General features: G+C 71.3%; 10 protein-coding genes and 1 pseudogene. 8 read left to right on the top strand and 3 right to left on the bottom strand.

All coding sequences use genetic code 11. From position 1 onward, the window contains the following. A partial coding sequence (locus ACFWM7_RS26495) for a phosphatase PAP2 family protein (RefSeq protein ID WP_383264855.1) occupies positions 1-981 on the bottom strand: 981 nt, incomplete at its 3' end. A 486-nt stretch (positions 982-1467) separates the two neighbouring features. On the opposite strand from ACFWM7_RS26495, the pseudogene ACFWM7_RS26500 reads away from it, so the two are divergent. Both ACFWM7_RS26500 and ACFWM7_RS26505 read left to right on the top strand, forming a co-directional pair. Beyond that, a pseudogene (locus ACFWM7_RS26500) lies at positions 1468-2667 on the top strand (MFS transporter); the annotation flags it as partial. A gap of 330 nt (positions 2668-2997) precedes the next feature. After that, positions 2998-4245 carry an acyl-CoA dehydrogenase family protein gene (locus ACFWM7_RS26505; protein ID WP_383264875.1) on the top strand — a complete coding sequence of 416 codons (1248 nt, stop codon included), beginning with the start codon at positions 2998-3000 and terminating at the stop codon, positions 4243-4245. 67 nt (positions 4246-4312) lie between these two features. Here ACFWM7_RS26505 and ACFWM7_RS26510 read toward each other — a convergent pair whose 3' ends face one another. Beyond that, on the bottom strand, positions 4313-4756 hold the full coding sequence (locus ACFWM7_RS26510) for a cell division protein SepF (RefSeq protein ID WP_383264858.1): 444 nt from the start codon (positions 4754-4756) through the stop codon (positions 4313-4315). Positions 4757-5065: 309 nt separating this feature from the next. Here ACFWM7_RS26510 and ACFWM7_RS26515 point away from each other — a divergent pair, with 309 nt between their 5' ends. Beyond that, positions 5066-6283 carry a DUF5685 family protein gene (locus ACFWM7_RS26515; RefSeq protein ID WP_383264861.1) on the top strand — a complete coding sequence of 406 codons (1218 nt, stop codon included), beginning with the start codon at positions 5066-5068 and terminating at the stop codon, positions 6281-6283. A 96-nt stretch (positions 6284-6379) separates the two neighbouring features. On the opposite strand, the gene ACFWM7_RS26520 is transcribed toward ACFWM7_RS26515, so the two are convergent. After that, positions 6380-7318 (bottom strand): ABC transporter substrate-binding protein, encoded by a 939-nt coding sequence (locus tag ACFWM7_RS26520; protein ID WP_383264862.1) that lies wholly within the window; start codon positions 7316-7318, stop codon positions 6380-6382. 481 nt (positions 7319-7799) lie between these two features. Here ACFWM7_RS26520 and ACFWM7_RS26525 point away from each other — a divergent pair, with 481 nt between their 5' ends. The 5 genes from ACFWM7_RS26525 (at position 7800) to ACFWM7_RS26545 (ending at position 13281) form a co-directional block, all read left to right on the top strand. After that, complete coding sequence (locus ACFWM7_RS26525) at positions 7800-8672, top strand: amino acid ABC transporter permease (protein ID WP_383264864.1); 873 nt, start codon at positions 7800-7802, stop codon at positions 8670-8672. Further along, complete coding sequence (locus ACFWM7_RS26530) at positions 8669-10510, top strand: FAD/NAD(P)-binding protein (protein ID WP_383264867.1); 1842 nt, start codon at positions 8669-8671, stop codon at positions 10508-10510. The genes ACFWM7_RS26525 and ACFWM7_RS26530 overlap by 4 nt, the downstream gene beginning before the upstream one ends. Before the next feature lie 75 nt (positions 10511-10585). Next, the gene (locus tag ACFWM7_RS26535) at positions 10586-11494 is read left to right on the top strand and encodes an amino acid ABC transporter permease (RefSeq protein WP_383264869.1); all 909 of its coding nucleotides are present in this window, start codon (positions 10586-10588) and stop codon (positions 11492-11494) included. A 17-nt stretch (positions 11495-11511) separates the two neighbouring features. Further along, a complete protein-coding gene (locus ACFWM7_RS26540; protein WP_383264878.1) occupies positions 11512-12264 on the top strand; it encodes an amino acid ABC transporter ATP-binding protein in 753 nt (250 codons plus the stop codon). Positions 12265-12306: 42 nt separating this feature from the next. Then, positions 12307-13281 (top strand): ABC transporter substrate-binding protein, encoded by a 975-nt coding sequence (locus tag ACFWM7_RS26545; RefSeq protein WP_383264872.1) that lies wholly within the window; start codon positions 12307-12309, stop codon positions 13279-13281. Positions 13282-13300: the final 19 nt, after the last annotated feature.

Raw genomic sequence — 13300 nt, forward strand, 5'->3', positions numbered from 1 at the left:
GCGCGGACCCCGCTCCGTGTGCGGCGGCGGACGGCGGACGCCCGCCGGGGCGACCGGCATGCCGCCCGGACGCGCGGGGTGCCCGCCATGGGCCCGGGCCCTGGCGCCCGCCGCCGGATGCCCGGCAGGGACCACCGGTTCGGCCGGGGCGGTCACGGCCTCGGCGCCGAGGCCGTCGGTGGCCATCGACTGCGGCAGCAGCACCGGCTGCTGCCCGGCATCGGCCGCGGGCGCGGGACTGGCGCCGCCGCGACGCTCCCGCCACCGCTCGCGCATCGCGAAGATCCAGGCCTCGGTCCGGGCGATCAGCGGCTCGAACCAGGGCAGTGCCAGCAGGATGAGCAGCCCCGCCGCCCAGCCCAGCAGGACATCGCTCAGCCAGTGCGTACCGATGTACACGGTGGTGAGGCCGACGCCCAGCGAGACCGTCGCGGAGACCGCCGACAGATAGCGCCTGGCGCGTGGCGTGGTGGCCAGATAGGCGAGGATTCCCCAGGTCACGACGGCGTTCGCGGTGTGCCCGGAGGGAAATATATCGCCGCCGGCGAACATCTCGGCCGAGCCGATCTGCGTCGCGTAGTGCGGGCCGAGCCGCCCGAGCCCCAGCTTGACCGCGCCCACCGTCACATTGAGCAGCAGCAGGGACGTGCCGAGGACCAGCAGCGGCCGGAGCGTGTGCTGACGCCAGGAGCGCCAGCCCAGCCAGCAGGCGACCATCACCGCCGTCGGGCCGCGCTGGCCGAGGACGACGTAGTAGTCCAGGAAGGGGTGCAGCTCGGGCCACTGCTGGTAGGGCCGGAACAGCATGACCTTCCAGTCCAGGGCCACCAGCCAGGACGTGATCAGCACCGCCCAGACGATGGCGAGATAGAACGCCAACGTCCCGCCGAAGAGGGCGATGCGGTGACGGCTCATCCGCGGTGCCTCTATCTTCGGCGGTTCCGGCTCCCGGTCCAGCCGGGCAAAGATGTCGGTACGCACCCAATCGACGTTACAGCGAGTGAGTGTGCGAGCAGGCCAATCCGGCCGCTTTGTGATGACGATGTGATGTGGACTTTGTCTCGGAGCGGCGCCTTTTCCGGGCGGCGAAGAAGAATCCCCGTGATCTTGGACCCAATTGCCCACGGGTTCCGTTCGTAAGCGTGTTTGATCTCTCGGAAAAAGAGGCGCACCGGAATCCGCGGGATTTGATCCGGCCATTGGGGGAGGCGCACGCCGTCGCGCCGACCGCCCCGAGCCCCCGCGCGACGGGCCTCCCGTGCCCTCGGGCGGGAGCCCCCCGACCCGGCCCGGAATGGCGTACGCCACACTGTGCGGCGGAGCGGGGTATGACGTGGACCACGTGTGAGCACACCGAACTCGCGTACGCTGACGGCTCACTCGCCCGTCGATGCCGGGCCCGAGGGACGCGCACCCCACGTCACCGTCGGTCCGCCGAGCGCGAGGGACTCATCGGGAGGTACGTAGATGTCCGGGACGACCACGGCCGGGGCCCGGCTGCGCAATGCCGCCGTCGACGCCAACCGCTGGGTCGTCCTCGTCGTCCTCTGCCTCAGTCTTCTGGTCGTCGCCCTCGACGCGACCGTGCTCCATGTCGCGGTTCCGTCCGTCACCGAGGACCTGCGCCCGAGCGGCACGGCCCTCCTGTGGATCGTCGACGCCTACCCCCTCGTCTGCGCCTCGCTGCTCATCCTCTTCGGCACGCTGGGTGACCGGATCGGCAGACGGCGCGTGCTGCTGATCGGTTACGCGCTGTTCGGCGTGGCCTCCCTGCTCGCCGCGACGGCCGACACCTCCGCCGTCCTGATAGCGGCCCGGGCCCTCCTCGGCGTCGGCGGCGCGATGATCATGCCCGCCACGCTGTCGATCCTGCGCCAGGTCTTCCCCGACCGCCGCGAACGGGCGCTCGCCATCGGCGTGTGGACGGCGGTCGCCGCCGTGGGCGCGGCTACCGGTCCGGTCGTCGGCGGCTTCCTGGTCGAGCACTTCTGGTGGGGCTCGGTCTTCCTCATCAACATCCCGCTGATGGCCGTGATCCTGCCGCTCGGCCGCTGGCTGCTGCCCGAGTCGCGCGGCGGCGACGACGGCCCGTGGGACGTGCTGGGCGCGCTGACCGCCGCGGCCGGTGTGCTCGGCGTGGTCCTCGGCGTCAAGCGTCTGGGCGGCGGCGCGGGGCTCCTGGACCCGGTCACGCTCGGCCCGCTGGCCCTCGGTCTCGCGCTCCTGATCCTCTTCGTACGCCGACAGAGGCGCCGCAGGCATCCGCTGATCGACGTCTCGATGTTCGCCCGCCCGGCCTTCTCCACCGCCGTCGGCTGCATCGTGCTCGCCATGCTGGCGCTGGTCGGCCTCCAGCTGATCGCCGTCCAGTACCTCCAGCTGGTGCTGGGGCTCACCCCGCTGGAGACCGGGCTGCGGCTGCTGCCGCTGACCTTCGCGGCGATGGCCGCGGGCGCCACCGGCTCGCACACCCTGCGCCGCTTCGGCCCCCGGCGCATGGTCGGCTGGGGCTTCGTCCTCACCGCCTCCTCGGTGCTGCTGCTCACCTCGATGGGCCAGCACGACCGGCCCGCCCTGCTGACCTGCGCGTTCGTCCTGCTCGGCTTCGGACTGCAGACCACGCTCTTCGGGGCGTACGAGTCGATGCTCAGCGACGCCCCGCCGGAGCGGGCGGGCGGCGCGGCGGCGATCGGCGAGACCTCCTACCAGCTGGGCGCGGGCCTCGGCATCGCCCTTCTCGGCAGCGTCATGAACGCCGCCTACGCCCCCGGCCTCGCCTCCCTGCGCGAGCAGGGCGTCCCCGCCCGCGCCGGGGCGGAGGCCTCCCACTCACTCGGCGAGGCCTACCAGGTCGCCGCGCAGCTCGGCGGCCCGATGGGCGACCTGCTGCGCTCCACGGCCCGGCACGCCTTCATCGGCGGACTCCACATCACGCTCTTCGTCAGCGCGGGGCTGCTGCTGCTCGGCGCGCTGGCCGCGCTGCGGCTGCCGAGGGTCATGGACTGTCCGCCGAAGGAGCACTGCCTCCGGAGCGAGGGCGAAGGCGCAGAGCCCGAGGCGATCGAGCCGGACGCCGCCGATCCCCTCGGTATCGACGACCTGCTCGGCCCGGACGACCTCGCGATCCGCGACACCGTCCGCACCTGGGCCGCCGACCGTGTCCTGCCGCACATCGCCGAGTGGTACGAGAGGGGCGAGCTGCCCGGTGTCCGGGAACTGGCCCGCGAGCTCGGCTCGCTGGGCGCGCTCGGCATGTCGCTGGAGGGCTACGGCTGCGCCGGGGCGAGCGCCGTCCAGTACGGGCTGGCCTGCCTGGAGCTGGAGGCCGCCGACTCCGGGATCCGCTCGCTCGTCTCCGTACAGGGGTCGCTCGCCATGTACGCGATCCACCGCTTCGGCTCCGAGGAGCAGAAGCAGCGGTGGCTGCCCGGCATGGCGTCGGGCGAGATCATCGGCTGCTTCGGGCTGACCGAGCCCGACCACGGCTCGGACCCGGCGGGGATGCGGACGTACGCCAAGCGCGACGGGGAGGACTGGATCCTCACCGGCCGCAAGATGTGGATCACCAACGGCTCGGTCGCCGGGGTCGCCGTCGTCTGGGCGCAGACCGATGAGGGCGAGGACGTCCGGGGCATCCGCGGCTTCGTCGTGCCGACCGACAGCCCGGGCTTCTCGGCCCCGGAGATCCACCACAAGTGGTCGCTGCGCGCCTCGGTCACCAGCGAGCTGGTCATGGACGAGGTGCGGCTGCCGGCCGACGCGGTGCTACCGGACGCGAAGGGGCTGCGCGGCCCGCTCAGCTGTCTGAGCCACGCTCGCTACGGCATCGTCTGGGGGTCCATGGGTGCGGCGCGCGCCAGCTTCGAGTCGGCCCTCGACTACGCGAGGAGCCGGGAGCAGTTCGGCCGCCCGATCGGCGGCTTCCAGCTCACCCAGGCCAAGCTGGCGGACATGGCCCTGGAACTGCACAAGGGCATCCTGCTCGCCCACCACCTGGGCCGCCGGATGGACGCGGGCAGGCTCCGGCCGGAGCAGGTCAGTTTCGGCAAGCTGAACAACGTGCGGGAGGCGATCGAGATCTGCCGCACCTCGCGCACGATCCTCGGGGCCAACGGAATCTCGCTGGAGTACCCGGTGATGCGGCACGCGACGAACCTGGAGTCGGTGCTCACCTACGAGGGAACCGTGGAGATGCACCAGCTGGTCCTGGGCAAGGCGCTCACCGGTCTCGACGCCTTCCGGTGACGGAGGTGCGCCGCGACGCACACGCCGACCGGCGGCGTTGACCGGATCCTTCCGGCGAGCGCCGTGCTCAGCTCTGGTTGAAGAAGCCGTCGGCCTTGCGGCCGGCGGCTTCGCCCGCCACCACCTGGGTGTCGGCGGGGGAGAGCAGGAAGACCCGGGTGGCCACCCGGTCGATCGAGCCGCGCAGGCCGAAGATCAGCCCGGCGGCGAAGTCCACCACGCGCTTGGCGTCGGCGGGGTCCATGGCCGTGAGGTTGACGATCACCGGGACGCCGTCCCGGAACAGCTCGCCGATGGCCCGGGCGTCCCGGAAGCTGTCCGGGGTCACCGTCGCGATCCGGCGGTCCTGCTCCTCGGCCGCCTCGGCGGCCACCTGCACCCGCGGGTCGGTGACCCAGGCCTGGTTGCCCGTACCGGTCTCCGTGCCTTCGTTGTACTCGTCGTCGTAGTACCGCTCGTCGTTGTCCTCCACGAGGCCCAGCCAGGCACTCGCCTTGCGCACCGATCCCATGGACGCCTCCTCTCACCGCGGTTCTGTGGCGTTCCGCATCTCTTTCGTATCCCTATGGTCGTCCATGATGCGGATAGCGCGCCAAGTAGATAGTCGGCTCGCAGGCGATTCGTGACGCTACTGGTGCAGAGGATGTGGCGATTCGTCAGGGTTCGTCCTGCATAAGGGGGGTTGCGAAAAGAAAATATGACGCTTCGAGCCGTACGGGTGATCCTGCCGACGGACGGGTGAACGGATGGCTCGATACGATGCACGACGCCCCGGTGCACGAGCGTCGCGCACCGGCTGAACGGCTCCCGGGGGATCGTCGTGTTCGGAATCGTCAGGCCCTGCACCCACCGCCTCTCCGAAGGTCTGAGAGTCGAGTGGATGGCCCATCTCTGCGGTCTCTGCCTGGCTCTGAGGGCGGATCACGGACAGTTCGCCCGTATCGTCACGAACTATGACGGCCTGATCGTGTCCGTTCTGACGGAGGCTCAGGCGGGGCTCGCGCCCGGCGGGCGGCGCACCGCGGGCCCCTGCCCGCTGCGCGCCATGCGCACCGCGCCGGTCGCCAGGGGTGAGGGGGCCCGGCTCGCCGCCGCCGTCTCGCTCGTCCTCGCCTCGGCGAAGGTCCGCGACCATGTCGCCGACCGGGACGGGCTGTTGGCCCGCCGCCCGGTCGCCGCCGCCGCGCGCCGGGTGGCCGCAGGATGGGACCGGGCGGGAGCGCGGACCGGGGCGGCCCTCGGCTTCGACACCGCCGTCCTGGTCGACGCGGTCGACCGGCAGACCGGCATCGAGACGCTCGCCGGGCCCGGCACCCCGCTGCTGACGGTTACCGAACCCACCGAGACCGCCACCGCCGCCGCCTTCGCACACACCGCCGTGCTTGCCGGGAAGCCGCAGAACGCCGCACCGCTCGCGGAGGCCGGCCGGCTCTTCGGGCGGCTCGCGCATCTGCTGGACGCCGTGGAGGACCGGGCAGCTGACGCCGCGTCGGGAGCCTGGAACCCGCTCACCGCCACCGGCACCCCGCTCGCCGAGGCGCGCCGGCTCTGCGACGACGCGCTGCACGGCGTACGGCTCGCGCTGCGCGAGGTGGAGTTCACCGACGGCAAGCTCGTCCACGTCCTGCTCGCCCACGAGCTGCGGCGCTCGGTCGACCGGGCGTTCGGCACCTCCTCCTGCTCGCACCAGGAGGGCCAGGGCCTGCTGGTGCCCGACGGCTCCTTCGGGCCGCCGCCGGGGAACCCGTACGGCCCGACGCCCGGTCATCCGTACGGTCCGCCGCCCGGCGGCCCGGGTGCGCCGCCTCCGCCGCGCCCGCCCCGCGACCGGCGCGGGCTGATCGCCGGATGCCTGGTGTGGGTCGGGCTCGCCTGCACCTGCCAGATGTGCTGCGGGAGCTTCGAGGACCCCTGGAGCAGGGAGCCGCGGGAAGCGCCGTGCCAGAGCTGCGGCGACTGCTGCGAGGCCTGCAACTGCTGCGGCCAGTGCGGCGAGGGCTGCTGCTGTTGCGGGGACTCCTGCGGCTGCGACTGCTGAGGTCCGCGACTGCCGAGCCCCGACCGTTGAGGCCCCGGCTGCTGAGCCCCGACCGTTGAGGCTCCGACTGCTGGGGCTCACCGGCCTGACGCCGGGTCACTTCAGCTCGGGCGGTGAGATCTCGGACGTCTTGATCGCGGACTCGGTGGTGCCCCACTTCTTCAGGATGCGGTCGTAGGTCCCGTCCTCGTGGAGCCGGTTGACGGCGGCCTGGAAGGCGGGGGTCAGCGGGCTGCCCTTCTTGAAGGCGAAGCCCACGTCGAGCCGCTTGAACTCGTTGAGGAAGCGGAGTCCCTCCTGCTGGCTCACGGCGTAGCGCAGCCCGTTGATGGTGGACATGACCACATCGCTGCGGTTCTGCTGGAGGGAGATCCAGACCGCCGCCTGGTCGGCGTAGGTCTTCACCGTGTAGGGCTTCCTGCCCGCCTCCGCGCACCGGGGCAGGTTCTCCTGGAGCGTCACCTCGAAGGTGGTGCCCGCCCCGGTCGCCACGTCCAGGCCGCACAGCTGGGTGAGGTCGGTGACCTTCTTCAGCTCGCTGTCCTCGCGGACCGCGAAGCCCTGCCCGTCGTTGATGTACGTCACGAAGTCGATGGTTTTCCGACGTTCGTCGGTGACGCCGAAGTTCCCCGTGCCCAGGTCGTACTTCCCGCTGCCGAGGGCCGGCAGGATCGCCTCGAAGGACGCCACCTCGCGCTTCAGCCTCAGTCCCAGCACCCGGGCCGCCGCGTCCGCGAAGTCGATGTCCGCGCCGGCCACCGTGGAGCCGTCCTCCTCGTAGAAGGCCCCGGGCGGGGCTCCCACGGAGGACGCGATCCGCAGGGTGCCCGCCTCGCGGACCCCGGCGGGCAGCAGCTTCGCGGCGGCCTCGTCCTCGCGGACCTTGGAGACCACGTCCGTCGTCGGGGTCTTTCCCTTGGGGACGGCCTCCGCGGATCCGCCGCCCGCCGCGCCGGTCGGCTCGGCGCAGGCGGTGAGCGTCAGGGCGGCCACTGTGGTCAGGGCGTACAGGGCGGTATGTCGGGATCGGGACATGGCGGTGCTTCTCCGGGTTCGTCAGGGTAGGCCGACCGCCCCCGGGCCGTGGCGGCACGAAGCCATGACGGCACGGGGGGACAGCGGAAACGTTCAGCGGTGCGAGGGGAGGGCGACGCGGTGTGGTGAAGGTGAGGTCACGCCAGGAAGCGGGGCTCGAACGCCGAAAGAGGGGCGTGAGCAGAAAAAACCGGACAGCAGAGGGTCAGCTCAACAGGAAGAGGACCACACGCGACCGAAGTCGATGTGGGAGCGGGTGACCAGCCACTGCTGCGGATGCATGGGGCAAGTGGAACAGGCATCCGAGTGCACGTCAACCGAGGTGAGATCTGCGGCTCACAGTGTGGACAGGCTTGACAACTCCCCGCGCACGCCGCTTATCTCGGAGACGGACCGGCGCTGAGGGGCCCGGCCCATGTGTGGTTTTTTTCGGTGTGAAGGCACGCCCCGTGTTCGATCTGAGCATCCACGGAGCTCCCGCATGCCCCCGCAGACCGTGTCGCTGCCCTCCTCTTCCCCGCCCTCCCCGTCGCTCGTCAAGGGCGATGACGAGGCCGTGCCCCGCATCGTTCCCGTACGCCGAACAGGCCGCTGGGCAGCGGCCGTTGCCGTTCTCGTGCTGCTCGCGCTGGCGCTGAACTCCGTCATCCGCAACGACGCCTTCCAGTGGGACGTCGTGCTCTCCTACTTCGCCACCGTCCCCGTCCTGCGCGGACTCTGGCTCACGCTGTGGCTCACCGCGGTGGTCGTGGTGCTCGGGTTCGTCCTGGGTGCCCTGCTCGCCGTCCTGCGACTGTCCGGCAACCCCGTGCTCCAGGCGGTCGGTTGGGGTTACGTCTGGCTCTTCCGGTCCACCCCGATCCTGGTCCAGCTGCTGTTCTGGTTCAACATCGGCGCCCTGTACCCGCAGATCCTCGGCGTCTCCACGACTCGCCTCCTCGGTCCCGTCGCCATCGCCGTCATCGGACTGACCCTCCACGAGGCCGCGTACGCCGCCGAGGTGGTGCGCGGCGGGATCCTCTCCGTCGAACGCGGACAGGTCGAGGCCGCCCAGTCCCTCGGCCTCGGCCCCTGGCGGCGCTTCCGGCGCATCGTGCTGCCGCAGGCGATGCGCTCCATCGTGCCGCCGGCCGGGAACATGCTGATCGGCACCCTCAAGGGCACCTCCATCGTCAGCATCATCGCCGTGCAGGACCTGCTCTACTCCGTCCAGCTCGTCTACCACCGCACCTACCAGGTCATCCCGCTGCTCCTCGTCGCCACCGTCTGGTACGCGATCGTCACCACGCTGCTGAGCATCGGCCAGCGCTACGTCGAGCGGTACTACGCCCGTGGCACGGCGGGTGCGCGATGACCTCCGCACCCAGCATCGTGGTGATCGGCGGCGGCCCCCGCGGCACCGGGGTCATCGAGCGCATCGCCGCCAACGCCGTCGAGCTGTACGGGGACCGGCCCCTGGACCTCCACGTCGTCGACCCCCACCCGGCGGGCGGCGGACGGATCTGGCGGCCCGACCAGTCGCCGCTGCTGTGGATGAACTCCATGGCCGAGGACGTCACCATGTTCACCGACGAGACGGTGGAGGTGGCCGGACCCGTCGTGCCGGGCCCGGCCCTGGACGCATGGGCCGAGGACGTCCGCGCCGGGCGCGTCACCCCGGACGCGGACCCCGCCGTGCTGGCCGAGATACACGGCCTCACCGGAGCGGACTTCCCCACCCGGCGCCTCCAGAGCGCCTACCTGCGCTGGACGTACGAGCGCGCCCTGGCCGCCCTGCCGCCCGGCATCACCGTGCACGAGCACCGCACCACCGCCCTCGCCGTCACCGGGCCGCGCGGCGGCCGCCAGTGCGTCCGGCTCCAGGACCGCGCCGAACCCCTGCTCGCCGACCTCGTCGTCCTCACCGTGGGCCACCTCGACGCCGAGCAGGACCCCGAGCAGGAAGAGCTGGCCGCCTTCGCCCGGCGGCACGCCCTGGTCCACCTGCCGCCCGACTTCACCGCCGACAGCGATCTGGAGGCCCTGCGCCCCGGGGAGCCGGTCATCGTCCGGGGCTTCGGGCTCGCCTTCATCGACCTGATGGTCCTGCTCACCGAAGGACGCGGCGGACGGTACGAGAACGGGGAGTACCTGCCGTCCGGCCGCGAACCTGTGCTGTACGTCGGATCGCGGCGCGGTGTCCCGTACCACGCGAAGATCGGCTACCCCTGGACCGGCGAACGCCCGCCCCTGCCCCAGCACGTGGGTCCTGAGTGGGCCGAGGAACTGCTGACCAGGACCGGACCGCTCGACTTCCGGCGCGACATCTGGCCGACGGTCGTGAAGGAGCTCGGCCACGCCCACTACCACCGGCTGTTCACCGCCCACCCCGAGCGCACCGCGCTGGCCCACGAGGTCTTCGCCGAGAAGTACGCCGCCGCCGACCCGGGCAGCGCCGAACTGGCCGGGATCGTCGCCGAGGCCGTGCCCGACCCCGCCGACCGGCTCGACCTCGATGCCCTCGACCGGCCCCTCGACGGCGTCCGCCACGACTCGCCCGAGGCTCTCCAGGACGCCCTGCGCGACTACATCACCGCCGACCTGACCCGTCGTCACGACCCGGAACACAGCGAGGACCTCGCGGTCTTCCTCGGGCTGCTCTCCGCCTACGCCCAGCTCGTCCGGCTCGGCGACATCGGCACCTGGTGGCACGGCTTCTTCAGCTATCTGGCCTCCGGCCCGCCGGGCCCCCGCCTCCAGCAGCTCCTGGCCCTCTCGCGGGCCGGGGTGGTCCGCTTCCTCGGCGCCGACCTCACCGTGGAGACCGACAAGGAGCAGGGCCTGTTCCGGGCGCGGAGCGCCACCGTCCCCGGTGCGCACACCGAGGCCCGCGCGCTGGTCGAGGCCCGGCTCCCCGACCCCTCGCTCCGGCACACCGCCAGCCCCCTGCTGCGCGCCCTGCGCGACGGCGGAGCCGCCGTCACCGAGGACGGGCTGCTCGCCGTGGGCCCGGCCGACAGCCGGGTGCTGGACGACGAGGGCCGCCCGCACCCGCGCCGCTTCGCGCTCGGCCCGTTCACCACCGCCCGCTCCAGCGGGGCCTTCACCCGGCCGCGTACCGGCGGACCCGCGTTCCGGCAGAACGACGCCGCCGCCCGCGCGGCGCTGACCTTCCTGCGCGACCTCTCCTGTCGCGGCCGCCTCGCCTTCTGACGGCCGCCCGGCCCCTTCCCGTACCGCCGGCCCCTTCCCGTACCGCCACCGCTTTCGCGCCCAAGGACTCCACTCATGTCGCTGACCAGCGATCCACCCATAGACCCACCCATCGATCCGCCCGCCGTCGTGAAGGCCGCCGGGCCGGGTGCCGACCACGAAGCGCTGACCGTCGTGCCCGTACGCCACCCCTGGCGGTGGGTCGCCATCGCCGCGACGGCCGTCCTGCTGGCCCAGTTCCTCAACGGGCTGATTACCAACCCCGGCTGGGAATGGGACGTCTTCGCGCAGTTCTTCACCGCGCCGACCATCCTGAAGGCCGTCTGGATCACCCTCCAACTGACCTTCTACGGAACGGCGATCGGCTTCGCCCTCGGCATCGTCCTGGCCTTCATGCGGCTGTCGGCGAGCGTGTTCCTGAGGACGGTCGCGTACGGCTACATCTGGGCGTTCCGCTCGATCCCGCTCATCGTGCAGCTGCTGTTCTGGTTCAACCTCGCCTATCTCTACGAGGAGTTGCAGTTCGGCATCCCGTTCGGGCCCGGCTTCTTCGCCTTCGACACGATGAACCTCGTCGGCGCGACGAGCGCGGCCGTCCTCGGCCTCGCCCTGCACCAGGCGGCGTACGCGGCGGAGATCGTGCGCGGTGGCGTACTGGCCGTCGGAAGCGGCCAGTTGGAGGCGGCCGCCGCGCTCGGCATCCCCAAGTTCCGGCAGCTGCGGCGGATCGTGCTGCCGCAGGCGATGCGCTCCATCCTGCCCAATGCCGCCAACGAGATCATCTCGCTGTTCAAGGGCACCTCGATCGTCTCCGTCATGGCGATCGGCGAACTCTTCTACCAGGTGCAGGTGGTCTACGGCCGCAACGGCCGGGTCGTGCCGCTGCTGATGGTCGCCACCGTCTGGTACATCCTCCTCACCACCGCCCTCTCCGTGCTCCAGCACTACGTCGAACGTCACTACGCCAAGGGGGCCGTGCGATGAGCGCACCCAGCGATGCCATGGTCGAAATCCGCTCCGTGCACAAGAAGTTCGGCGCCCTGGAGGTGCTGCGCGGGATCGACCTGTCGGTCCGGCCCGGCGAGGTCACCGTGATCCTCGGCCCCTCCGGATCCGGCAAGTCCACCCTGCTGCGCACCATCAACCACCTGGAGAAGGTCGACCGGGGCTGGATCAGCGTGGACGGCACCCTCGTCGGCTACCGCAGGGACGGCGACAAGCTCTACGAGCTGCGCGAACGCGAGGTGCTGCGCCAGCGCACCAGGATCGGGTTCGTCTTCCAGAACTTCAATCTCTTCCCGCACCTCACCGTCCTGGAGAACATCATCGAGGCGCCGATCTCGGCGCTGCGCCGCCCCCGCAAGGAGGCCGTCGCGGCAGCGGAGAGCCTGCTGGAGCGGGTCGGCCTCTCCGACAAGGCGGCCGCCTACCCCGGACAGCTCTCCGGCGGCCAGCAGCAGCGCGTCGCCATCGCCCGCGCTCTGGCCCTGGAACCCCGGCTGCTGCTCTTCGACGAGCCGACCTCCGCGCTCGACCCCGAACTCGTCGGCGAGGTCCTCGACGTCATCAAGGACCTGGCGCACGGCGGCACCACGATGATCGTCGTCACCCACGAGATCGGCTTCGCCCGCGAGGTCGCCGACACCGTCGTCTTCATGGACGAGGGCCGCATCGTCGAGCAGGGCCCGCCCGCCGACGTACTCGACCGCCCCACCCAGGAGCGCACCCGGGCGTTCGTTTCCAAGGTCCTCTGACACCACCCCCTCAACCACTCTTCCTAAGCAAGGAGCACGTACGTGTCCGTCCGCCGCAGCATCACTCTCACCGTCGCCGCCCTCACCGCCACCGGTCTGCTCACCGCCTGCGGCGCCTCCGATCCCGCCACCGACCTGGCCGCCCCGAAGGGCCAGAAGGACAGCGGGGTCAACATCGGACCCGACCAGGACCGCATCAGAGGCAAGAAAGTCGCGGACGCCGCCGACCTCGTCCCCGAGGCGATCCGCAAGCGCGGCACGCTGAAGATCGGGGCCAGCGCGGACGCCTCACCGCCGCTCGGCTTCTACGCCACCGACGACAAGACCCGGATCGGCTCCGAGATCGACCTCGCCACCCTCGTCGCCGACACCCTCGGCCTGAAGCCGCAGTTCGAGGAGGTCTCCTGGGAGAACCTCTTCGTCGGCCTGGACAGCTCCAAGTTCGACGCCGTCCTCTCCAACGTCACCGTGACCGAGGAGCGCAAGGAGAAGTACGACTTCGCCACCTACCGGCTCGACAACATCGCCTTCGAGGCCAAGGAGGGCTCCGGCTGGAAGGTGAAGGAGCCCGCCGACGTCGCCGGCAAGACGATCTCGGTCTCCTCCGGCACCAACCAGGAGAAGATCCTCGTCGAGTGGAGCGAGGAGAACGCCGAGGCCGGGCGCGAGCCGGTGGACATCAAGTATTTCCAGAAGGACACCGACTACTACCTGGCCCTCCAGTCCGGCCGCATCGACGCCCACCTCGGCCCGAGCCCCACCGCCGCCTACCACGTCGCCACGGCCGGCCAGTCCGAGATCATCGGCCAGCTCTCCGGCGCCGGCGGCGACCTCCAGGGCAAGATCGCCGCCACCACCAAGAAGAACAGCGGCCTGGTGAAGGCGTACGCCGCCGCGATCGACCACATCATCGAGCACGGCTCCTACGGCAAGATCCTCCAGCGCTGGGGGCTCAGCGGTGAGGCGGTGGAGAAGTCGGAGATCAACCCGCCCGGCCTGCCCAAGACCAAGAGCTGACGCCCGGGCCGTGCAGAGG

The sequence above is a fragment of the Streptomyces sp. NPDC058375 genome, from assembly GCF_042723425.1.
GTDB classification, from domain to species: Bacteria; Actinomycetota; Actinomycetes; order Streptomycetales; family Streptomycetaceae; genus Streptomyces; species Streptomyces durocortorensis.

Excerpts from the sequence above, each read along its gene's own strand:
- ACFWM7_RS26525 (WP_383264864.1), top strand. The coding sequence starts at position 7,800 with ATGCCCCCGCAGACCGTGTCGCTGCCCTCCTCTTCCCCGCCCTCCCCG.
- ACFWM7_RS26530 (WP_383264867.1), top strand. The coding sequence starts at position 8,669 with ATGACCTCCGCACCCAGCATCGTGGTGATCGGCGGCGGCCCCCGCGGC.
- ACFWM7_RS26535 (WP_383264869.1), top strand. The coding sequence starts at position 10,586 with ATGTCGCTGACCAGCGATCCACCCATAGACCCACCCATCGATCCGCCC.
- ACFWM7_RS26505 (WP_383264875.1), top strand. The coding sequence starts at position 2,998 with ATGGACTGTCCGCCGAAGGAGCACTGCCTCCGGAGCGAGGGCGAAGGC.
- ACFWM7_RS26540 (WP_383264878.1), top strand. The coding sequence starts at position 11,512 with ATGGTCGAAATCCGCTCCGTGCACAAGAAGTTCGGCGCCCTGGAGGTG.
- ACFWM7_RS26510 (WP_383264858.1), bottom strand. The coding sequence starts at position 4,756 with ATGGGATCGGTGCGCAAGGCGAGTGCCTGGCTGGGCCTCGTGGAGGAC.
- ACFWM7_RS26520 (WP_383264862.1), bottom strand. The coding sequence starts at position 7,318 with ATGTCCCGATCCCGACATACCGCCCTGTACGCCCTGACCACAGTGGCC.